19 protein-coding genes, 1 tRNA gene and 1 other RNA gene are annotated in these 21,317 nt (G+C 38.7%); 12 read left to right on the forward strand and 9 right to left on the reverse strand.

Annotation, left to right across the window (positions count from 1 at the left end; all coding sequences use genetic code 11):
- Positions 1-6: 6 nt before the first annotated feature.
- Entirely contained in the window at positions 7-582 is a 576-nt protein-coding gene (rpoE, locus tag ArsFIN_RS13835) for an RNA polymerase sigma factor RpoE (protein WP_026821687.1), read from the reverse strand.
- 252 nt (positions 583-834) lie between these two features.
- Between rpoE and nadB the strand changes: the two genes are divergently transcribed.
- Positions 835-2,427, forward strand: a complete 1,593-nt coding sequence (nadB, locus tag ArsFIN_RS13840; RefSeq protein ID WP_026821686.1) for an L-aspartate oxidase — start codon at positions 835-837, stop codon at positions 2,425-2,427.
- A gap of 173 nt (positions 2,428-2,600) precedes the next feature.
- Positions 2,601-3,929, forward strand: coding sequence for an ATP-dependent RNA helicase SrmB (gene srmB / locus ArsFIN_RS13845; RefSeq protein WP_026821685.1), 1,329 nt, complete (start codon positions 2,601-2,603; stop codon positions 3,927-3,929).
- Positions 3,930-4,041: 112 nt separating this feature from the next.
- On the opposite strand, the gene grcA is transcribed toward srmB, so the two are convergent.
- Complete coding sequence (grcA, locus tag ArsFIN_RS13850) at positions 4,042-4,425, reverse strand: autonomous glycyl radical cofactor GrcA (RefSeq protein WP_026821684.1); 384 nt, start codon at positions 4,423-4,425, stop codon at positions 4,042-4,044.
- Positions 4,426-4,759: 334 nt separating this feature from the next.
- Here grcA and ung point away from each other — a divergent pair, with 334 nt between their 5' ends.
- The gene (ung, locus tag ArsFIN_RS13855; RefSeq protein WP_026821683.1) at positions 4,760-5,440 is read left to right on the forward strand and encodes a uracil-DNA glycosylase; all 681 of its coding nucleotides are present in this window, start codon (positions 4,760-4,762) and stop codon (positions 5,438-5,440) included.
- A 43-nt stretch (positions 5,441-5,483) separates the two neighbouring features.
- On the opposite strand, the gene grpE is transcribed toward ung, so the two are convergent.
- Positions 5,484-6,092 (reverse strand): nucleotide exchange factor GrpE, encoded by a 609-nt coding sequence (gene grpE, locus ArsFIN_RS13860; protein WP_026821682.1) that lies wholly within the window; start codon positions 6,090-6,092, stop codon positions 5,484-5,486.
- 106 nt (positions 6,093-6,198) lie between these two features.
- Here grpE and nadK point away from each other — a divergent pair, with 106 nt between their 5' ends.
- The 3 genes from nadK to bamE all read left to right on the forward strand — a co-directional run bounded on the left by nadK (position 6,199) and on the right by bamE (position 9,316).
- Entirely contained in the window at positions 6,199-7,098 is a 900-nt protein-coding gene (nadK, locus tag ArsFIN_RS13865) for an NAD(+) kinase (protein WP_026821681.1), read from the forward strand.
- 86 nt (positions 7,099-7,184) lie between these two features.
- Positions 7,185-8,846: a DNA repair protein RecN gene (gene recN / locus ArsFIN_RS13870; RefSeq protein WP_026821680.1), complete on the forward strand. Its 1,662-nt coding sequence runs from the start codon at positions 7,185-7,187 to the stop codon at positions 8,844-8,846.
- Positions 8,847-8,959: 113 nt separating this feature from the next.
- Positions 8,960-9,316 carry an outer membrane protein assembly factor BamE gene (gene bamE / locus ArsFIN_RS13875; protein ID WP_026821679.1) on the forward strand — a complete coding sequence of 119 codons (357 nt, stop codon included), beginning with the start codon at positions 8,960-8,962 and terminating at the stop codon, positions 9,314-9,316.
- Positions 9,317-9,418: 102 nt separating this feature from the next.
- Here the strand turns inward: bamE and ArsFIN_RS13880 are convergent, their stop codons facing one another.
- Both ArsFIN_RS13880 and ArsFIN_RS13885 read right to left on the reverse strand, forming a co-directional pair.
- Complete coding sequence (locus ArsFIN_RS13880; RefSeq protein ID WP_026821678.1) at positions 9,419-9,709, reverse strand: RnfH family protein; 291 nt, start codon at positions 9,707-9,709, stop codon at positions 9,419-9,421.
- Positions 9,702-10,136: a type II toxin-antitoxin system RatA family toxin gene (locus ArsFIN_RS13885; RefSeq protein WP_026821677.1), complete on the reverse strand. Its 435-nt coding sequence runs from the start codon at positions 10,134-10,136 to the stop codon at positions 9,702-9,704. The genes ArsFIN_RS13880 and ArsFIN_RS13885 overlap by 8 nt, the downstream gene beginning before the upstream one ends.
- A gap of 157 nt (positions 10,137-10,293) precedes the next feature.
- Here ArsFIN_RS13885 and smpB point away from each other — a divergent pair, with 157 nt between their 5' ends.
- Both smpB and ssrA read left to right on the forward strand, forming a co-directional pair.
- Complete coding sequence (gene smpB / locus ArsFIN_RS13890; RefSeq protein WP_026821676.1) at positions 10,294-10,776, forward strand: SsrA-binding protein SmpB; 483 nt, start codon at positions 10,294-10,296, stop codon at positions 10,774-10,776.
- 56 nt (positions 10,777-10,832) lie between these two features.
- Positions 10,833-11,196, forward strand: a transfer-messenger RNA (tmRNA) gene (gene ssrA, locus ArsFIN_RS13895).
- Positions 11,197-11,483: 287 nt separating this feature from the next.
- Here the strand turns inward: ssrA and ArsFIN_RS13900 are convergent.
- Positions 11,484-11,559: transfer RNA gene (locus ArsFIN_RS13900), tRNA-Lys, on the reverse strand.
- A gap of 311 nt (positions 11,560-11,870) precedes the next feature.
- Between ArsFIN_RS13900 and ArsFIN_RS13905 the strand changes: the two genes are divergently transcribed.
- The 4 genes from ArsFIN_RS13905 to ArsFIN_RS13920 all read left to right on the forward strand — a co-directional run bounded on the left by ArsFIN_RS13905 (position 11,871) and on the right by ArsFIN_RS13920 (position 15,619).
- Entirely contained in the window at positions 11,871-12,629 is a 759-nt protein-coding gene (locus tag ArsFIN_RS13905) for a BRO-N domain-containing protein (protein ID WP_051296912.1), read from the forward strand.
- Positions 12,630-12,877: 248 nt separating this feature from the next.
- The gene (locus tag ArsFIN_RS13910; protein ID WP_135678219.1) at positions 12,878-13,264 is read left to right on the forward strand and encodes a GtrA family protein; all 387 of its coding nucleotides are present in this window, start codon (positions 12,878-12,880) and stop codon (positions 13,262-13,264) included.
- On the forward strand, positions 13,261-14,187 hold the full coding sequence (locus tag ArsFIN_RS13915) for a glycosyltransferase family 2 protein (protein WP_135678221.1): 927 nt from the start codon (positions 13,261-13,263) through the stop codon (positions 14,185-14,187). Before ArsFIN_RS13910 ends, ArsFIN_RS13915 begins: the two co-directional genes overlap by 4 nt.
- Positions 14,177-15,619 carry a glucosyltransferase domain-containing protein gene (locus ArsFIN_RS13920; RefSeq protein WP_135677858.1) on the forward strand — a complete coding sequence of 481 codons (1,443 nt, stop codon included), beginning with the start codon at positions 14,177-14,179 and terminating at the stop codon, positions 15,617-15,619. Before ArsFIN_RS13915 ends, ArsFIN_RS13920 begins: the two co-directional genes overlap by 11 nt.
- A 24-nt stretch (positions 15,620-15,643) precedes the next feature.
- Here ArsFIN_RS13920 and ArsFIN_RS27560 read toward each other — a convergent pair whose 3' ends face one another.
- From ArsFIN_RS27560 to ArsFIN_RS13935, 3 genes are read right to left on the reverse strand one after another with little or no spacing between them, the layout of a single operon-like run.
- The gene (locus ArsFIN_RS27560) at positions 15,644-17,809 is read right to left on the reverse strand and encodes a phage head-binding domain-containing protein (RefSeq protein WP_246067239.1); all 2,166 of its coding nucleotides are present in this window, start codon (positions 17,807-17,809) and stop codon (positions 15,644-15,646) included.
- Positions 17,810-17,866: 57 nt separating this feature from the next.
- Positions 17,867-20,002, reverse strand: a complete 2,136-nt coding sequence (locus tag ArsFIN_RS13930; RefSeq protein ID WP_135677860.1) for a hypothetical protein — start codon at positions 20,000-20,002, stop codon at positions 17,867-17,869.
- A 2-nt stretch (positions 20,003-20,004) separates the two neighbouring features.
- Positions 20,005-21,279: a phage DNA ejection protein gene (locus tag ArsFIN_RS13935; RefSeq protein WP_246067240.1), complete on the reverse strand. Its 1,275-nt coding sequence runs from the start codon at positions 21,277-21,279 to the stop codon at positions 20,005-20,007.
- Positions 21,280-21,317: the final 38 nt, after the last annotated feature.

A 21,317-nucleotide genomic window follows, 5' to 3' on the forward strand; every position in this document is an offset into this window, starting at 1 on the left:
CCACCTTTAATTTCGTATTAGTGGTTGCACTTTATTATCAATAGCTTCCCTTGCCCGAAAAATGCGCGAACGAACTGTACCAACAGGGCAATCCATAATAAGCGCTATCTCCTCATAACTCAGTCCATCTAACTCCCTCAGCGTAATTGCCAGGCGTAAATCTTCAGGAAGTGACTCAATGGTCCGGAAAACTACTTTTTTCAATTCTTCTGACAACATTAAATTCTCAGGGTTCGAAATTTCTTTTAATGCATTAGAAGCTTCAAAATTCTCTGCATTAACTACATCTAGATCATTCGATGGCGGTCGACGTCCTTGGGATATAAGATAATTTTTAGCTGTATTTACTGAGATTCGGTAAAGCCAAGTATAAAATGCGCTTTCTCCACGAAATGAACCGATAGCGCGATAAGCTTTAATAAAGGACTCTTGGGCTACATCCGGTACATCTCCCTGCGGTACATAACGAGAAACAAGGCTCACAACTTTATTCTGGTATCGAATAACCAGTAAATTAAAAGCTTTTTTATCCCCTTTTTGTACCCGTTCAACCAGCACCTGGTCTGTCAACTGCTCGCTCATCCGAGATCACTTCTCCCGAAAATAAGCCTCATATTTTCCTTTTTTGAACCCGCCATGTTTTCTCTCATTTGTAAGCAAGCATTTTTTTGAGTGACAAAAACTTGCAAAGTTCCAGTCAATTTAAATTATTTTATATTTAATTTAAGCTAAACCATAAGAAAAGTTCTTTCGAGGTCACCATATTTACTCTAAATAAAAGAATAGGCTAACATGGTAATTTACTCTATTCCCAAACCTTAGTAATAAAATATTATGCCATCAACACAACATTATACGGATATTTTAATCATTGGTAGTGGCATCGCCGGTCTATCGTTAGCGCTTCGATTAGCGGCACAATACCAAATAACCATACTTAGTAAAAACATTTCAACTGAAGGCGCATCTTACTATGCCCAAGGTGGAATTGCAGCGGTTTTTGATCAAACTGATAGTATAGAAGCCCATATTAAAGATACTTTAATTGCCGGTGCCGGGCTATGTGATAAAAAAATCGCTGAATTTGTCACCTGCAATGCTCACCACTGTATCCAGTGGCTGATTGAGCAAGGTGTTTTATTTGATAAAGAGATTAATCAAGCAGGTAATGAACAATATCATCTGACAAAAGAAGGTGGCCATAGCCATCGGCGTATTCTTCATTATGCCGACGCAACAGGTAAACAGGTAGAAACAACCTTGGTTGAAAAAGCCATCCAGCATCCAAATATCACAATTAAGGAGCAACATAATGCTATCGATTTGATCCGTTCAGATAAAGATCCAGCGACAATTATTGGTGCTTACATTTGGGATCTCGACCACCAACAGATTGTTATTTGTCAGGCAAAAGTGACTGTTTTAGCAACCGGGGGAGCCGCAAAAGTATATCAATATACCACTAATCCCGATATTTCATCAGGTGATGGAATTGCAATGGCCTGGCGAGCCGGTTGTCGGGTGGCTAATCTTGAATTTAATCAATTTCATCCGACTTGTCTTTATCATCCACAAGCACGCAATTTTCTACTAACTGAAGCTTTACGAGGTGAAGGTGCCTATCTTAAACGACCTGATGGAAGCCGTTTTATGCCTGATTTTGATAAAAGAGCAGAACTCGCCCCTCGTGATATCGTTGCCCGTGCCATTGATCATGAAATGAAACGCTTAGGTGCAGATTGTATGTTTCTTGATATTAGCCATCAGCCCGAAAGCGCGATAAAACAACATTTCCCAACTATCTATCAGAAATTAGCCACATTAGGTATTGACATGACTAATGAGCCAATTCCAATTGTACCGGCTGCCCATTATACTTGCGGTGGTGTTATGGTGGATCAGTATGGTCAAACCGATCTTCGACATCTCTATGCTATTGGTGAAGTTAGTTATACTGGGTTACATGGCGCCAACCGACTAGCATCAAATTCATTATTAGAGTGTCTCGTCTATGGATGGTCTGCGGCAAAACAGATTAAACAACAAATCGAACAAATTGATAAGCCATCAATATCCACAAAATGGGATGAAAATCAATGTCATAATTTAGATGAACAAGTTGTTATCCAACATAACTGGCATGAATTAAGATTGTTTATGTGGGATTATATGGGCATTGTTAGAACAACTAAACGACTGAAACGCGCATTACGCCGCATCCATTTACTCCAACAAGAAATAGCTGAATACTATTCAAATTTCTGTATATCAAGTAATTTATTGGAACTGCGTAATCTCGTTCAAGTGGCTGAATTGATGATTCTTTGTGCACTTAAGCGTAAAGAGAGTCGTGGTTTGCATTACACATTAGATTATCCGCAACAACAACCGGATGCTAAACCGACTATTTTAACCCCTTTCAATTAAATGACTAAAGAGGGGAATATGATTACCCCTCTTTTATATATACTGGACAAAGCTGCTACCCGATTTGTCATTGATTGTTAATAATTATTTATATCATCACTCAATAAACCATTTTAATAGATGAACAATTTGGGCGTTCTGTTTATAATCCATTGCCTAACCAGAGGTATACAATGACTGCAACCACATTTTCTGAACTTGAGTTAGATCAAAGTCTGCTCAATGCACTGGATGATAAAGGCTATGAGCGCCCGACAGCCATTCAGCTTGCAACTATCCCTGCTGCTATGGAAGGACGCGATATTCTAGGTTCATCGCCTACAGGAACAGGAAAAACCGCCGCTTATTTACTACCGGTGATCCAACATTTACTTGATTTTCCGCGTAAACGTTCTGGACCACCCCGTATTCTAATTCTAACGCCAACCCGTGAACTGGCAATGCAAGTGGCAGAACAGGCAAAAGCGTTAGCCAAATACACTCATCTTGATATCGCAACCATTACCGGCGGAGTGTCCTATGTTAACCACGCTGAAATTTTTAGTGAAAACCAAGATATTGTCGTCGCCACCACAGGGCGCTTATTGCAGTATATTAAAGAAGAAAATTTTGATTGCCGGGCAATCGAAACCTTAATTCTAGATGAAGCCGATCGAATGCTTGATATGGGATTTGCCAACGACATTGAAACCATTGCCGGTGAAACACGCTGGCGCAAACAGACCATGTTATTTTCAGCAACACTCGCAGGTGAAGCCATTCACGATTTTGCTGAGCGGTTACTGAATAATCCTCATGAAATTGATGCTGATCCTTCAAGACGTGAACGAAAAAAGATCCAACAATACTATTATCGCGCGGATAACCTCGAACATAAAACCGCACTACTTTGCCATCTATTAAAACAACCCGATGCCAGCAAATCGATTATCTTTGTCCGTAAACGTGAAAGAGCGCATGAGTTGGTTCAATGGTTACAACAGGCCAATATAAAAACCTGGTTACTTGAAGGGGAAATGGTTCAAGCAAAGCGGACTGAAGCGGTTAAACGTCTAAATAGCGGACAAATTAATGTCTTAGTGGCAACCGATGTAGCCTCACGTGGCCTAGATATTGACGATATTAGTCATGTGTTCAATTTCGACTTACCGCGTACTGCTGATGTCTATTTGCACCGTATTGGTAGAACCGCACGCGCAGGGCGAAAAGGAATCGCAATTAGCTTAGTAGAAGCCCATGATCAGCCACTATTAGGTAAAATCAATCGTTATCTTAATGAACCATTAAAAATACGCGTCATCGATAGCCTACGGCCAACTACAAAAGCACCGTCTGAAAGTTCGCTACGTAAAACCAAACCGTCGAAAAAAATTCGGCTAAAACGACAAGAAAAGAAAAAAATTGACCAGCAACAAAAGAAAAAAACCAAACAGCGCCATCGCGACAGTAAAAATATTGGCAAACGTCGTAAACCCTCAGTAAAGCAAAGTGATAACAGCTAATGACGCTACTCACTACTCTATAATTTTTCTGCTTAACTAACAAAAAATTAACAGCCTGGTACCTTTATCAAGCTGTTAATTATTATTTATCAATTAATTAAGTACTATTTGATTATAAACTTTGCGTAAAAGTACGCGTAATAACATCGCGTTGCTGTTCAGGGGTTAAGGAATTAAAACGCACCGCATAACCTGAAACCCGAATGGTTAATTGTGGATATTTTTCCGGATTTTCAATCGCATCTTCTAAAGTTTCACGAGACAGAACATTAACATTAAGATGTTGTCCTCCTTCTACCGCTATTTGTGGTTTAACTTCAAGGGGGATTTCACGATATTCAAATGAACCTAACATCTCCTTGGCAACAATTTGTCCTTCATTAAAATCAGTTTTAGCGCAAATACAGCGAGCTTCATTTTTTTCGTCATCCAATAACCAAAAAGAATTTAATAATGCTGCATTATCTGCCTGAGTAATCTGAATACCAATAACCATGTCGACCTCCAAATTCGAACAAGATTGAAATAACAATTTGAAATTATTTTCAAATTAGCTATTTGCTATAACCATTATTTCTATAAACTATATAACAATTAAATATCGGTAATTCATTGATATAAATCAATAATTTCGCCGTGTAATTAATAATCAGATCGACAACTTTCTGTTTTAAATCAATTTTTTGTTTAAAAAAAATTTATATTTTTTAGAAAAAATTTTTAATCCGAAAATTATAATGAAAAACAAGCGATTTCCGTTTTAAAATTTACCTCACATAACGTAAATGTTAAGTTAAACCTTATATTAATCAAAATCTAAAGGAATGGTTATGTCCGCTTTGCCCACCTGGCACGATGTCATCGGTTCAGAAAAAGAACAAGATTACTTCTGTCACACTCTGGCTTATGTAGCTAAAGCTCGCCAACAAGGTATAACAATTTACCCTCCGCAAAAAGATGTCTTCAATGCTTTCCGCTATACCGAACTGAGTGAAGTAAAAGTCGTGATACTGGGACAAGATCCTTACCATGGTCCTAATCAAGCACACGGTCTCTCTTTTTCCGTGCGACCAGGGGTTCCCGCACCGCCTTCACTGGTCAATATGTATAAAGAACTTGCAAAAGATATTCCGGATTTTCAATATCCCAATCACGGTTATCTCGTCAGTTGGGCACAGCAAGGAGTATTATTATTAAACACGGTTTTAACAGTTGAACAAGGTAAAGCGCATTCTCACGCGCATCTTGGTTGGGAAACCTTTACCGATAAGGTGATTGCGGCAATTAATCAACATCGTACTGGTGTCGTTTTTTTACTGTGGGGAGCCCATGCGCAGAAAAAAGGCCAATTTATTGATAATCAAAAACATTTTGTCCTTAAAGCGCCTCATCCATCTCCCCTTTCTGCCCATAGAGGTTTTTTCGGTTGCCAACATTTTTCTAAAACGAATGAAATACTCATAAGACAGGGATTAAGCCCCATTGACTGGACGCCGATCATTCCTGAATAATAAACTGAATGCCACCCCATTATATGGGTGGCATTATTTCAGCTTATTTTGCTTTTGATACAATCACCATCGCCGGACGCAATAAACGACCATTTAAGGTATAGCCTTTCTGCATAACATCAATAACTTGGTTAGGTTCATGCTCTTTGGAATCGATCATGGTCATCGCTTGATGCAGTTCTGGATTGAAAGGAACATTCTTCTCCGCTACCACTTTAATACCATATTTGCCAACGGTAGCTAAAAAAGATTTTAACGTTAATTCAAGTCCTTCTAGCATTGGTATCAATTCTGCTTGTTCCTTATCAACAAGTTCGATGGCTCTTTCCAGATTATCAATCACAGGTAGCAATTCATTAGCAAACCGCTCTAGAGCAAACTTATGCGCTTTTTCAACATCTTGCTCAGTACGGCGACGAATATTTTCCACTTCAGCTTTGGCGCGCAACAAAGCTTCACGCTCACGTTTTTGCGCTTCAAGCAACTGCTGCTCTAATTCAGTAATCCGTGGATCAATTAATACTTCTTCCGTAGAACTCACTGGTTGCTCGGTCTCAATTGCTGGCTCTTTTGCCTCACTTTTTAGTGATTTTTTTGATTCTTTTTGTTTAGAGGCTTGCTCATCATGCACTTTATGATCTTTACTACTCATGAGTATCTCCACATTCTTTTTAGCATTAATCCAGATTATTAGCTTATTATGGGGATAAAAGTTTGGGATTCAAGAGAGCACGCCAACTTGTAAGAGGAAATAAACCATGCTGACCGGAAAAGCAGCAAAAAAGGCATTATTTAAATATATTGGCATTGTCGGTCACCCTAGACATCCAGAGGCCTTGGCAACTCATGAACAACTTTATAACTGGCTACGAGCGCAAAAATATAAAGTTATTGTTGAACAACAAATTGCCCAACAGCTTAAGTTAAAAAATGCCACCATCGGTAGATTAACAGACATTGGTAAAACTGCTGATTTAATTATCGTTGTTGGTGGTGACGGTAACATGTTAGGCGCTGCTCGCGTCCTATCCCGCTATGAAAATAAAGTTATTGGCATCAATCGCGGTAATCTTGGTTTTTTAACCGATCTTGGGCCAGATAACGCGCTACAACAGTTAACAGAAGTATTAGCTGGCCATTACTATGAAGAGCAACGCTTCTTATTGGAAACCCAGATCAGCAAAAAAAATCACAAACCACGCATGAGTACGGCAATTAATGAAGTCATTTTACACCCAGGAAAAGTAGCTCATATGATCGAATTTGAAGTTTATATCGATGACCGCTTTGCCTTTTCTCAACGTTCCGATGGACTGATTATTACTACACCGACTGGCTCAACCGCTTATTCACTGTCAGCCGGTGGCCCAATACTCACCCCTGACCTTGAAGCTATCGCGTTAGTTCCAATGTTTCCGCATACCCTTTCATCGCGCCCACTCGTCATCAGCAGTGACAGTAGTATTAAATTAAAATTTAGACAAAAAAACATCAATTATGAAATCAGCTGTGACAGCCAAATTATTTTACCTATCCAAGATGATGATGAAGTTTTAATCAAACGAAGTAATAAAAAACTCAATCTCATCCACCCAAAAGATTATAATTATTTCAATACATTAAGTTCAAAATTAGGCTGGTCAAAGAAAACCTTTTGATTTTTTTTAATTACTACTTTACTGTATAAAAAACCAGTTTATACTGTATTTATTAACAGTTGTGTTTTTACATACAGGAGAAGCACATGCTTATTCAATTAACCATCAATAATTTTGCCATTGTCCGCAAACTGGAAATTGATTTTTATCCCGGTATGACTACCATTACCGGCGAAACAGGCGCTGGCAAATCAATCGCAATCGATGCATTGGGTTTATGTTTAGGCAACCGAGCTGATACCAATATCGTTCGTCCTGGTGCTTCTCGTACCGATATTTGTGCCCATTTTTCCCTTACTGACACTCCCTCAGCGCAAGACTGGCTAAAAAATTACCAATTAGATAACCATAATGAATGTTTGTTGCGCAGAACTATCACGGCTGATGGACGATCACGCGGTTTTATTAACGGCACCGCAGTTCCCTTATCCCAATTACGTGAACTGGGGACGTTACTTATTCAAATACATGGCCAACACGCTCACCAATTACTATTAGATAATCAGCATCAAAAATATCTGTTGGATACTTACGCCAACCAAACGGCTACCTTAGCTGAAATGAAACTGGCCTGGAAAAATTGGCATCAAAGCTGTCAAGAATTAACAAAATTTCAACAGCAAGCCACTGAACGCCTATCACGCCAACAACTTATTGAATATCATCTTAAAGAATTAGATGAACTGAAACCGCAAGCGGATGAATATCAAAAACTCGAACAAGAATATAAGCAATTGGCCAATCGTGAACAATTTCTTTCCTTAAGTCAAAATGCATTACAAATTCTCAATGACAACGAAGAACAAAATATTATCAGTATGCTAAATCATGTAAAGCAAGAGATTAATGAACTTACTTCGGTAAGTAATCAATTCAGTCATTTACTTGATATGCTTGAAGAAGCATCGATCCAAATTCATGAAGTGAGTAATGAATTACGTCATTATGGTGACCGGACTGAGCTAGATCCTAGCCAACTATTTGAATTAGAACAACGCATCGCAAAATATGTCAATTTAGCCCGCAAACATCGTGTTGCCCCTGAATTACTGTTTGAATTACATCAACAACTGCTGACAGAACAAGAAAAACTTAATCAGCAACAAGATGATTGTGACCACTTAACGACTCAGGTCGAAGCTCAACATCAATACGCATTAGAAATAGCCGGCAAACTCCATCAAATACGGCAACAATATGCCAGTGAATTAAGTCAATTAATCACCAACAGTATGCATCAACTTTCAATGCCGCATGGCTATTTTACGGTTGATGTCAATTTTAATCCTGAACATTTACAAATTGATGGTGCAAGCCAAGTAGAGTTCAACGTTACAACCAATCCGGGACAACCTCATCAAGCATTAATAAAAGTTGCCTCAGGTGGTGAACTTTCACGTATCGCACTGGCCATACAAGTGATAACAGCCAAAAAAATGGATACGCCTGCCCTTATTTTCGATGAAGTTGATGTGGGTATTAGTGGCCCCACCGCAGCGGTGGTTGGAAAACTCTTACGTGAATTAGGCAATTCAACTCAGGTTATGTGCGTTACCCATTTACCTCAAGTTGCAGCGTGTGGTCATCACCATTTTTATGTGAGCAAACAAACTAATGGTTGTGAAACAGAAACGCAAATGCAATTATTAGATAAAAAAAACCGCTTACAAGAAATTGCCCGTTTACTGGGTGGTAGTGAAGTCACTAAAAACATCCTAGCTAGCGCAAAAGATCTACTTGCTGCTTAAAAACATCCTCAACTTTATTGTATATTATGGCTCATAGAAAAATGAGGAAAGGTTTTCAATTTCATCAATGTCGATTATTATCGATATTCTGACTCTCAAAGGAATATATGACCATGCGTTGTAAACTGTTAATTGCTGCTGCGTTGTCTGTTGTTTTAACAGCGGGTTGTTCTATGGCAGAACGGCTTGTTTACCGTCCTGACATTAATCAAGGCAACTATCTTTCTACCAGTGATGTTGCAAAAATCCAGAAAGGAATGACTCAACAGCAAGTCGCCTATACATTAGGCACACCCATGCTAAAGGATCCGTTTGGCCAGCAAGTTTGGTATTATATTTTCCGTCAACAACCAGGGCATGAAGAGGTTAAACAGCAAACATTAACCCTCACTTTTGATCAAAATGGTATTTTAGTCGATATCAAAAATAACGATAGCTTAGCAGCCCAAAAAGCATCAACGCTCATGTAGCATCTACCCAACGCTATTGATATTTATTTAAAAACTATCAATAGACCGCCAATGAGGCAACAACTCAATTGGCGGTCACTCTAGTTGATTACAAATACGTTATTAAGATTTTTGTTTGGCTTTTTCTGCCCGCTTACGGCGTATCTCTTTCGGATCAGCCAGTAACGGACGATAAATTTCAACCCGATCACCATCAGATAAAATATCGGATAATTTAGCGGGTCGACTATAAATACCCACTTTATTTTTACTTAAATCAATGTCATCACGAAGCGACAAAATACCTGATTGCACAATCGCCTCTTCAACAGTTGCGCCTTCCGCTAGCTTGACGTGCAACAGAAACTGCCTATCTGGCAATGCAAAAACCACTTCAATATTTATATCAGCCACGATAAACCTCGTGCGCACGTTGAGTAAAAGCTTGCACCATATTTCCAGCCAGCTCTTTAAAAATGCGACCAAAAGCCAATTCGATCAGTTTATTAGTAAATTCAAAATCAAGGTATAACTCAACCTTACAGGCATTTTCATTTAATGGTGTAAATAACCAATTACCCATTAACTTACGAAATGGCCCTTTTACCAACTGTATTTTTATACTCTTATTATCTTTTAATATATTATGCGTAACAAAAGTTTTACTAATACCTGCTTTAGCAACCTCAACTGACGCGGTCATTTCATTATTAGCATAATTCAACACCCGACTCCCCACACAACCCGGCAAAAATTGCGGATATGAATCTACATCATTGACTAAATTGTACATTTTCTCCGCACTATATGGCACTAATGCAGAACGACTAATTTGCGGCATAACCATTCTCACCAAATAAATCAAAAACAATAATAACATCGAAATACACTTAAATAAAAATTATGGCCGACAACTTAGCCTAATAAATGCTCACTTAACACCAAATAATGGATCCTTACCGTGCCATTTATTGATACATACAGTATAATCGCCAATTATGACAAAGAAAAAAGCACATAAGCCTGGTTCGGCAACGATTACGCTAAATACAAGAGCGCGCCATGAATACTTCATCAATGAAGAAATCGAGGCGGGCTTAGCTTTGCAAGGTTGGGAAGTTAAAGCACTACGTGCAGGCAAAGCCAATATTAGTGACAGTTATGTTTTACTGAAAGAGGGTGAGGCATATCTTTTTGGCGCAACAATTACCCCACTAAATGTAGCTTCTTCCCATGTGGTGTGTGATCCAATGCGTACCCGAAAGTTATTGTTAAATCAGCGTGAACTTGATTCCCTGTTTGGTAAAATCAATCGCGAAGGACACACAGCGGTAGCATTATCCCTTTACTGGAAAAATGCCTGGTGTAAAGTCAAAATTGGTGTCGCCAAGGGTAAAAAAGAGCATGACAAGCGTTCAGACATTAAAGAGCGCGAATGGAAGTTAGACAAAGCAAGAATTATGAAAAATGCTGGCCGTTAATGAGCTAAGTGCTAGCATTATTAAGTTTTTTTCTGATATAATTGATTAATCAACTTGGGGCTGATTCTGGATTCGACGGGATTTGCGAAACCCAAGGTGCATGCCGAGGGGCGGTTGGCCTCGTAAAAAGCCGCAAAAAAATAGTCGCAAACGACGATAACTACGCTCTAGCAGCTTAATAACCTGCGCAGAGCCCTCTCTCCCTAGCCTCCGCTCTTAGGACGGGGATCAAGAGAGGTCAAACCTAAAAGAGATCGCGTGGATGCCTAGCTTGGGGTTGAAGCGTTAAACTTAATCAGGCTAGTCTGTTAGTAGTGTGTCTGTCCACAGCTAGCTGGCGAATGTAAAGACTAGACTAAGCATGTAGTACCGAGGATGTAGAAATTTCGGACGCGGGTTCAACTCCCGCCAGCTCCACCAAATTTACATGGTCAGCAGTAGGACAATAGTTTTAAAAACAGGAAGTTATAAAAATTAAGTTGACATCGATATGACAACAATTGGACTTGAAAGTGCACTTTAAATGCACGTGAAAGTTAGTTACTAAAAATTAAAGAGTATAGCGATACCTATCTCGATAAATCGCTCTACAGTAACAAGCAGGTTGAAACATTTCGATACAATGATAAAACGATTAGAAAATTTGAGGAAATTCTTGTTGCCGAAATGGAAGCAGCAACAAGCTAACTAGTGTGAATAACAACTAGTGGTGGGCTATGCAGGGCTCGAACCTGCGACCGATGGATTAAGAGTCCACTGCTCTACCAACTGAGCTAATAAGCCATTACCACGCAATTATAACCACAAAATACCCATTGACGAAAGAAGAAATCATGCGCTATAGTTTACTTGCACCTGATAAATCAGGTGTCGGGATTCGCATCCTGCCGTGATTACCGCGACATGTACACGCTGCGAGCGTGTTTTTTAATGTCGTAATCTAGCTACACCTTTCAACGGTGGACTGGATGGTGCAGCTGAAAAGCTGGCCGGATGGTAATCCCGGTAATGCGAACTCCGTTCCGTCCACCACCCATGAGGTTCGCGTCTCTAAGTGGTGAATAATTTCAGATTACCATTGGAGGTCGATCATTATGACGACTCTTATTTTCCGTAGCACCAAGCTTGAAACTATAACTTATAAAGGGCACATTTGGTTTACATCGTCACAATTGGCCAAAGCCTTGGAATATGCCAATCCTAAAGCTGTTACGATGATTTATAACAAGCATTATGATGAATTTACAGAAGCTATGTCATTGGTACTCAAAACGAGTACCAACGGAATAAACAATAGTTTGCGCGAACTCAATACCCGCATGTTCTCCCTACGTGGTGCTCACCTTGTTGCCATGTTTGCGCGTACTCCAGTAGCAAAAGAATTCAGGAAATGGGTGCTGGATATATTAGACAAGGAAGCTGGTAATCCTCAGCCCACACCCGAAGCTCATGAAAAGTTCAGCAATAAAGATAACCAAAATCTCGCTCGTATCATTGCATTAATGACGCAAAACTTTCGTTTCAGAGATGCATGGAATAATGCTATCTGGTATGCATTGAGAGAAGTCACCGGCATTCCCTCACCTTATCCTATGGAAGTCCGGCTAGTCCCTTCTATCGCTTCTGAATGTGAGCGTATCTGGCATGTCACGGAAGCGCTTCAAGATGTAATAGCCGATGCTGAAAAAACAGCGATTAAGCGCATTATTCGCAAACGTGAGAATGCAGATAGAGTTATCGCTGAGATTGAAACTTTGTTATCTCAGACTACACAGGATAACCAGCTAATGTTAAATGGTGCGCTATCAAACTGGCATAAAGCGGAATTGACCCACTTCCTCCAACGCTGCTAATATGATGCCCCTGTGATAGGGCTGTTTGTTTACGGGTCAATAATGGTTACAGAAAATTGAAGCAACAAAAACGGCGAAGTCTGGATGGCAAGACTCGTAAATGGAACAGGGGACGCGTGGCGATTCCCAGACGGTGAAATCGTCCACGGATTTTTCGAGGCTGAGAAAAAATCGAAAGAGATAGGCGAGGTGCTGTAAAAACGTAGCAAATACCGATTTAGTCTGAGTCATTAAGCATAGTGAAAAAAATGATTAACAGAAACAACAAATTTATTGAATTACTGGTTAAGTATTTTTCTGTTGGAGTGATAAACACTTTAATCCATTGGCTTGTTTTTGTTTTTCTGATTCACTTTTTGAACTTTCAGCAGGCATCCTGCAATTTTTTTGCTTTCAGTTTTGCTGTCACGTTCTCTTTCTTCGCTAATGCAAGATTTACTTTCCGCAAAAAAGCGACGAGAAAAAGATATATTTCTTTTGTCATATTTATGGGAATTATAAGTTATTTTATCGGTTTTATTGCTGACAGATTCAATTATGACCCTATTTTTACATTAATTATTTTTTCGGCTATTAGTTTTGTTTTAGGGTTTTTATATTCAAAATTTGTTGTATTCAAGGACATTGAATGTTGAAAATTTCACTAATTGTTCCGGTATTTAATGAAGAGGAAGCTGTACCTATTTTTTATAAAGCGGTTCGTGAATTCAACGAATTAAAACAGCATGAAGTTGAGATAGTCTTCATCAACGATGGAAGCAAGGACGCAACAGAATCAATTATCAACGCGCTTGCTGTTTCCGACCCTCTCGTCATACCATTGTCATTTACTCGTAATTTTGGAAAAGAGCCCGCCCTTTTTGCTGGTATCGATTACGCGACAGGCGATGCAGTAATCCCCATCGATGTGGACTTACAAGACCCAATAGAAGTTATCCCCTTGTTAATAGAAAAATGGCAAAACGGTGCTGATGTAGTGCTTGCAAAAAGAATAGATCGCTCTACTGACGGCGTGTTAAAGCGCAAAACTGCCCAATGGTTTTATAAATTACACAACAAAATCAGCACGCCAAAGATTGAAGAAAACGTGGGCGACTTTCGTTTGATGTCTCGTGCTAGCGTCGAAAATATTAAACTTTTACCCGAGCGAAATTTATTTATGAAAGGTTTGCTTTCTTGGGTTGGGGGCAATGTAGATATAGTGGAATATACGCGCTCTGAACGTGTTGCTGGTAAATCAAAATTTAACGGCTGGAAATTGTGGAATCTTGCACTTGAAGGTATAACCAGCTTCTCTACCTTCCCACTCCGTATGTGGACATATATCGGCTTATTTGTTGCCACGCTTTCATTTGTGTACGGTGGGTGGATGATCATTGATAAGCTGATATGGGATAATCCCGTGCCAGGCTATCCGTCACTATTAGTATCAATACTATTTCTTGGTGGTGTTCAGCTTATAGGAATTGGCGTTTTAGGTGAGTATATAGGCCGTATATATACCGAAAGCAAACAAAGACCAAAATACTTACTTAAAGGGAGAAAAGATGATTTATGATAGAAAGTGCTTTCTGGTCAGCTTAGGCATAATCGGACTCACAGTATTCCCACTGCTTATTTCAAATATCTATTATCTGGATGATTTATATCGGGTAGTATGGGGGTTTACTGGTTGGGATGGTGATGGGCGACCGTTTTCTCAGTTTTTTTATCGCATATTAACTTTACGTAGCCATATGCTTCCTGATCTGTTTCCTGCTCCCCTAATACTATCGATTGTATTTTTATGCTTTGTATTCTCTTTACTATCAGAAAAATTCGGGAATAGGAAAAGCATTCTGTTTGCACTCTGTATATGCTCTTTGATACTAAACCCACTCTTCAATGCTAATCTGCATTTCAGATATGATTCATCATTCATGGTGTTATCTATAGCATTTGCATTATTGCCTTTCTGTGTTTTATCAAAGAATAAAATAATTTCATTTTTCCTTTCATGTTTATTTATTACTTTATCCTTGTCAAGCTATCAAGTATCAATAAATATTTTTATTACATTTTCACTTATTGAGTTATTGCATGGCGCTACTCGAGGAGATATCAAGGGTTCGGTAGTGATGACAGTCAATAGAATGGGAGGCCTTATTGTTGGGTATATTTTCTATTCGAAGATAATTATTGGTCTCACATCTGTTAATGCATACTTTTCCGAATATAGCAGAATCATTAGCTTTGATAAGGACGGTGGATCAAAATTAGCTGAAAACTTATCATCTTCATTTTCATTATTATATGAAAATCAAAACTTCGGTTTCAAAATATTCATTTTGTCAATCATTCTTGTTTATGTATTATCACTGATCGATATAATTTTCAGAAATCACAAAATTATTAATGTGCCATTTTTACTGCTTTCATGGGTAATCACACTATTGTTGTCTATTTTTTTTATTCCCGGCGTCACGGTATTTAGTGAAAACCCACTGTTTATGGCACGCGGTTATGTTGGATTTGGCGGATTTATCGCAGCTATGTTAATCCCTGTCTGCTGGGTTTCATTTAAATACATACGTTATCTAATATTAATTAGTTATATCTATATGATTGGTTTTTCATACGCCGCAAACAATGCCATGAAATTAGAAAACGCCCACATAGAAAATGTTGCAATTCGTATAATCAATGATATTGAAAACAATAGTAATGGAAATGAAATTAAATATATAAATGTTGATGGTGAGCTTCAGCACAACGAAAGCGCCAAAGTAGCAGTAGTAACATATCCATTGATAAATAGCATGTTACCACGAGCTTTTTACTATAAGTATGACGTTGGTCAGTTTGTGCTTAACAGACTTGGATTGCCAGATATAAGGTACACAAATTCAGATTCACGTGATGGTTTTAAAGAATGCTCATCCAAAAAATCAAGATACTACTACGACATTTGTTTTGGAGGCAATAATACAGCTTACATCACATTCAAATAGCGCCATTACGGCGCTATTCGTCTATCAAAGCTTTCCGATAGACAACCATTTTCCTGGGTTGCCACTCTCAACGCAAATCCAACCAATGTCACCACCAGCTACGGGGCTTAGTGTTATAACTCTATCTCCCGCTCTCCAATCAAGGCCATTATCAGGACGGCCTCCTTTAGGGACTCTGCCGAAAGCCCAATCCCCATTAATGCTCACATCATAGCTTGATGGCTTAATGTTTAAGCGAGGAACAGTGCCGCATATTCTTAGCGTTTCACCAGAAAAATCAACTCCGCCATTCATGTCATTATTTAATAATTTCAATACACCTCTTGGCACATTTTCCACATTATTACCATCAGCAGAGATGCTTCCTATGAAACTGCATTCTGATATTTCTATTGATGAATAACGCTTAATCCAAGGTGCAATCAATACTATATTGTTAAAACTTACTTTATTAAATCTGACAGCATGAACATTTGACTCAGAGCCAATAGTAAACACAGATGGTTTTTTATCATCATTATCACTATTTAGAATACAGTGATTAAAGGTAAAGTCAGCCCCATACATCCCACCATTGCCAGATCTTTGTGATAAAGTACAGTTATTAAATTCAATTTTCCCTCCAAATCCGGCAGCGTTACCAGCAGTGAAAAACTCCCCTTCATGGGATAGGGTAATATTACATCCATTAAATATTGCTTTTCCACCTGACGGCTTGAGAAAATTAAAATCAGAGCGGAATACGCAGTTAATAAACTCAGTTACCTCCAGCGTATTCCAAACAATAGCGACACATTTAAATTTTTTATGATTATCATAATTTGAACTATACTCAAATACACTGTTGCTTATAATGACAACGCCGCATAGCTCTGTATGTACCGGTCTGTCATAACCAAAAGCGTAAGCATTATTGATACTTATTATTCTAGTATCAGGCTGATTAGGCGGTGCATAGCCATCAACCACTATACCACAACGCCCACTTCTTAATTTGTCTGCATTCTGTACTTTTATATTATCAACAGCCACATGCGTACTGCCGTACCAAATAATAATTCCATCGCCTCTATGTTCTTCAATGGAGTCTGATGTAAATCCTTTTGATGTAAGTGGCGCACAGTTAGTTAAAGCAATATTTTTAATATCGCCAAAATGACTGTTAGAGATATCTATCCCTGTTTTCTGTGTATTATTAATTTCAATGTTGATTAGTGAAAACCTGGTTACATTCCTCATGGCAATACCAATTGCATACTCATTGGCATTGATGATTAAATTTGATAGATGAATATTCCTTGATGAGCCAGTTGTTCCTCCGCCATAGTCTTCAGTATCAAAAATACACATAGTAGCAGATTTAGACTTATCTAATATTTCCATCTGCTCACCTTTCCAGTAAATTACTGAACCCTGAAAATTTATAGATAAATCAGAACGGAGGTTCCATGTCTGAGCAATATTGATAGTGCTGCCGGAAGGAAATGTCATATTGAAAAACGGGCTTTCCATCATTGCGATAATGATAGGTGATGCCTCTTCCATCCCGTCAGTAAAGCCAAAGTTTTGAGCATCACGTACAGGGAATCCATTCAGCAAACCAACACACCGCCATTTTTTATCATCAGCAGGACTTCTTTCTGAAATTTTATGCGGAAGAGCACCTGTCCATATGTACCACATATTATCAGAGTGTTTTACAGCCTGTCGTTGCAAGGTAACTGTGGTAGGTTCTTCTGATAAAAATTCTGCATATTTTATAAATTCAGAAAGGTCATAATCCGAATAAACAGTACCACCATGACTGCTGGATACAATTTTATCCCCATAAGACAAGAGCTCCTGCCTTAACTGATCAGGATCATACTTTAAGATATTTCGAAAATAGAACTGTTGAACGCCGTAGCTATCATAGACAGCCATAGAATGACCTTCTACTGTGACAAACTTCGCAATTTGACCATTGTAAACGGGATAACCAGCTTGATTAATAATGATGGGTTGAGCAACAGGGACATGTGAACCGTCTTCATTTTCAAGATATACCTGAATCTGATTCTCAGGTAGAGTTGGATCCATATCGATTTTACCTATGTAAACCTTACCATTACTGACTGCGGCAAATTTTCTTCTCAATGTGAATAATTGACTTGGCATACTCACAACGACATTAGGTATAATATCTGACATTTTTTCTCCAGATGGGAATTAGGTGTTTATTTATTAAATGATGGAATTTAGATAGGTTTATTCGTGGTTGTTACTTTTTGTCATGCCGCTTATCGTTGCAACAAATCCAAGTCTTGCCATTTGCTGAAACTCTTCACTACTCAACGTGTCACGTAGTACTTTCATCACAGCTTTATTTTTAATAAAACGTCTTTCTGCAGCTTCAATGGCTGTTTGACTTGCTCCGGCATTAACAGCCTTAGTTGCTTCCTGAATGGCTTTCTCAATTGCGTATCTACCACTACGTTTGCTGGCTAAATTTGCAAGTCCAGAATACAGAACTGAACTAGCTAATGATCCTAATATTGAACCTGCCAATCCTCCACCTGCATAACCCGCAATTGCACCAACGGCTTTATTTTTAAGTGGATCAGAAACAATCTGTAATATTTTAGGTAATTCTCCGTTTAAGGTTTTTAATGCCGGAACAGATCTACCCGTATGTTCAATGCTTTTTAAAGGTTTTGAAGCAGCTTTTGCTAATATTCCATAAGATTCTGCTAGTTTTCCAAGTTCGGGTGAATATTGTCTAATCACGTTAATATTCTGTGGTGTAAGTATGCTTGCTATATGAGAAATCCCTGCCCCTTCTGATTTTCCACCTCTAACACCCTGTGATGCTGCATCCTGCAAGATCGACGCGATCGTTGGTTCATATTCATCCTTTGGAACAGATTTCATTATTTTGTGAAAATCTTTTAAACCTTTTTTTGATGAACTTTGTAACGCAGAAACACCTTTTGTGATTAGAACATCATTTGATAAGTCTCGTCCAAAAATAGCTTCAGCATCTTTTTGTGCAGTTATTCTTGCTTTAGATAACTCATTAGCTTTCGTCCAGTCTTCAAGAAAACCACCCTGTTGTGCCATTTTCTGCATATCTTGCGTTATGGCTTGCCTAACTTCTCCAGCACGTCTAGCCGCATTTGCTTCACCTCTACGGCTATATTTTTCTGCCGCATCAGCAAATTTAGCTCTCCAGGCTTTCATTCCATCAAATGTAATACCCCCTTTTTTATAAGCAGAAACAAATTGCTTCATTTCAGGAGATAAAGGAACGCCGGCAGAATTTTCTGCTTGAATAACCGCATTAGCATTAGCCATTTTCATCTTCTGATTTGGCATCGTAGATCTAACATCATTCCATGCTTTCCACTCTGCATCTCTCATCTCATCCAGATTTGATATAACTCTTCCTTTAATCGTTGCACTTTTTTCTGATGCAGTTCCAGCTTCAGCGCCTAATTCTTCTAAGTTTTTATTCAACTTACTTTTTATTTCATCAAATGCTTTCATCTGGGCGTCTTGTGCAATACCAGGTGTGGAAGATAGAACACCTTCAGTTTGTGCAATACCTGTACTACCTGAACGCATACCTGGTGTTAAAGCGTTAATATCAACACCTGCAACATCAGCTGCTTTAGCAATATCCGGATCTATTTTTGCAGCCTGAGTTGCAATTGATTGGCGACCAGCTTTAGATCTTGCTAGCTGTACAATATCATTTGCCGTGTTAATGTCATTTGATGCCGGAGATACTGTACGTTGCACAAGTGTATTATAAGCCTTCCCTAATATAGGCGTAATAGCTCTGGCTAATCCACTTCCCGCTAGACCCACACCAAAATCAGTCGCTAAACTTTGGGCGTTATCGCGCTGACTATTCTGTGCTAATGCTCCTACTGTATTCTCAGCCACCATATCCGCTAATTTAGTTGCACCACGCTCTAGTCTTCCTGCGTTAGCAACAGAACCTAATGCTGCTGCTGTTCTTTCTGCTCCAACACCAGGAATAAGATAAGGGGCAATTTCAGCACCCAATTTTGCATACGTATCTTGTGGCTTTAAATTATCTGGTAATGCTAATCGCTGTGTAGGTGTATAAGTACCATCACCAATACCTAACTGATTACCTGCCCATGAAGCACCTGACATGAAAGCATCCGCAATTTCAGGGATGATATTGGCTACATTGACACCTGTTTGCAGAAGTCCTTTTCCAGCCTCAGTAATTGGATTAAGCTCTTGATTTTGAGTAGATCGCCTTTGTTGAATTAATCCAGCAATTCGTTGAGCACCATTTGTGTCACCCGCTGAATCAGCATTTCTTAAAGCAGTAAAAAGCTGTTCTTCTGAATAATCATTGATGGCCATGATTACCTCGGTAAATATTTATTTAACAACTCATCATCTGATATATTTGAACTATCAACATTATTAATTTCAGTTGTTTCTACTGGTTTAAAATCAGGATAATTTCTTTTAAATGCATCGCTAACTCTTTTCTTAACACCTTCAGCATAATTTATTATTTTATTAAGATTTTTACGCATTGCCTCAGTTGATTGCTTTCCTGAAATGTTACCTAGATTAGCCTGTAATTGTTGTACTTCAAAATTACTTACATTACCTAAAGCTCCTCCTGTTTTTGAAGCATCTCGCATTGCCTGCAAAACAGCAAAACCCGTTTGTGATCTTAGTGATTCAAGTTGTGCATCAATATCATCAGCTGCGCTGCCAGGAAAATTATAAAATCTACCTGGAACTCCTGTCGTTCTCCATAAGCTCGGATTATCTCTTATGGCTTTAGCTTCTTGAGCTAATCTATCTAGTTGTTGAACGCCATTATCTAAAGCTAATTTAGCCTGTGTTTGTGTTTGATTTTTTTTCTCTTTTGCTTCATTTAGTTTTTGTTTATTCGCTTCTATTTTCTGCTCTAATTCCTGTCTTCTAAGATCATCCGTTTCTTTTTGTGCCTGTCTGTCTAAAGATTTACTGGCTAGCTCCGCTCTTTTTATTTCTCTATCTAAAGCAGCATTTTGTGCAGAAATGTTCTGTCCTCGCTGAGTTAAACTTTCACTTGCACGATTACTCCGTTCTGTTTCTGCAAGCTTATTTCTATCAATATCACGGCCTTCTATTTTATCTTGAATATCAAAATATTTTTCTGGCCCCAATGCATGCATACCAATTAAATCAGTAATCTGATCAAATTGTTTTGGATCTTGTTTGAAGGATAAAAACGCTTCTTCAGGCGATAATCCCATTTGATTTAATATTGGCGCATTTTTTTGTAATGATGACATTAACGATTGATCACCGCTTTTCGCAGCAAGACGTAAATCCATTGCTGCCTGACCAATCATCTGATTTCTATCCTGATCAATAAAACCCATCCCTTTTTGAAGGCGCTCGATTTGTTCAGGATGCGCCGCTGCCAATTGTTTCATTGCATCACGATCATTAACCGCATAAGCCTGACCAAATGATTTCATAAAATCCGCTTCTGACTGCTTTTTTTCTCTTGCTTGCAAATTGTCGTAAATTGACCCTATACCTTGTGCCAACATAACACCCGTATTAGGGCTTTCCGCATATTGAGGTGCTACTGGCAAGCCTAATCCACCCGCAGTTTGATTAGATACTTGCATACTAGGTAAACCAGCAAGTTGAAACGTTGCCATAGAAA

Source organism: Arsenophonus nasoniae (genome assembly GCF_004768525.1).
Lineage (GTDB): Bacteria > Pseudomonadota > Gammaproteobacteria > Enterobacterales > Enterobacteriaceae > Arsenophonus > Arsenophonus nasoniae.

Bases quoted from the DNA above. Each gene is read 5' to 3' on its own strand.
- rpoE (WP_026821687.1), bottom strand. From the start codon at position 582: ATGAGCGAGCAGTTGACAGACCAGGTGCTGGTTGAACGGGTACAAAAA.
- nadB (WP_026821686.1), top strand. From the start codon at position 835: ATGCCATCAACACAACATTATACGGATATTTTAATCATTGGTAGTGGC.
- srmB (WP_026821685.1), top strand. From the start codon at position 2,601: ATGACTGCAACCACATTTTCTGAACTTGAGTTAGATCAAAGTCTGCTC.
- grcA (WP_026821684.1), bottom strand. From the start codon at position 4,425: ATGGTTATTGGTATTCAGATTACTCAGGCAGATAATGCAGCATTATTA.
- ung (WP_026821683.1), top strand. From the start codon at position 4,760: ATGTCCGCTTTGCCCACCTGGCACGATGTCATCGGTTCAGAAAAAGAA.
- grpE (WP_026821682.1), bottom strand. From the start codon at position 6,092: ATGAGTAGTAAAGATCATAAAGTGCATGATGAGCAAGCCTCTAAACAA.
- nadK (WP_026821681.1), top strand. From the start codon at position 6,199: ATGCTGACCGGAAAAGCAGCAAAAAAGGCATTATTTAAATATATTGGC.
- recN (WP_026821680.1), top strand. From the start codon at position 7,185: ATGCTTATTCAATTAACCATCAATAATTTTGCCATTGTCCGCAAACTG.
- bamE (WP_026821679.1), top strand. From the start codon at position 8,960: ATGCGTTGTAAACTGTTAATTGCTGCTGCGTTGTCTGTTGTTTTAACA.
- ArsFIN_RS13885 (WP_026821677.1), bottom strand. From the start codon at position 10,136: ATGCCGCAAATTAGTCGTTCTGCATTAGTGCCATATAGTGCGGAGAAA.
- smpB (WP_026821676.1), top strand. From the start codon at position 10,294: ATGACAAAGAAAAAAGCACATAAGCCTGGTTCGGCAACGATTACGCTA.
- ArsFIN_RS13905 (WP_051296912.1), top strand. From the start codon at position 11,871: ATGACGACTCTTATTTTCCGTAGCACCAAGCTTGAAACTATAACTTAT.
- ArsFIN_RS13910 (WP_135678219.1), top strand. From the start codon at position 12,878: ATGATTAACAGAAACAACAAATTTATTGAATTACTGGTTAAGTATTTT.
- ArsFIN_RS13920 (WP_135677858.1), top strand. From the start codon at position 14,177: ATGATTTATGATAGAAAGTGCTTTCTGGTCAGCTTAGGCATAATCGGA.
- ArsFIN_RS27560 (WP_246067239.1), bottom strand. From the start codon at position 17,809: ATGTCAGATATTATACCTAATGTCGTTGTGAGTATGCCAAGTCAATTA.
- ArsFIN_RS13930 (WP_135677860.1), bottom strand. From the start codon at position 20,002: ATGGCCATCAATGATTATTCAGAAGAACAGCTTTTTACTGCTTTAAGA.
- ArsFIN_RS13935 (WP_246067240.1), bottom strand. From the start codon at position 21,279: ATGCAAGTATCTAATCAAACTGCGGGTGGATTAGGCTTGCCAGTAGCA.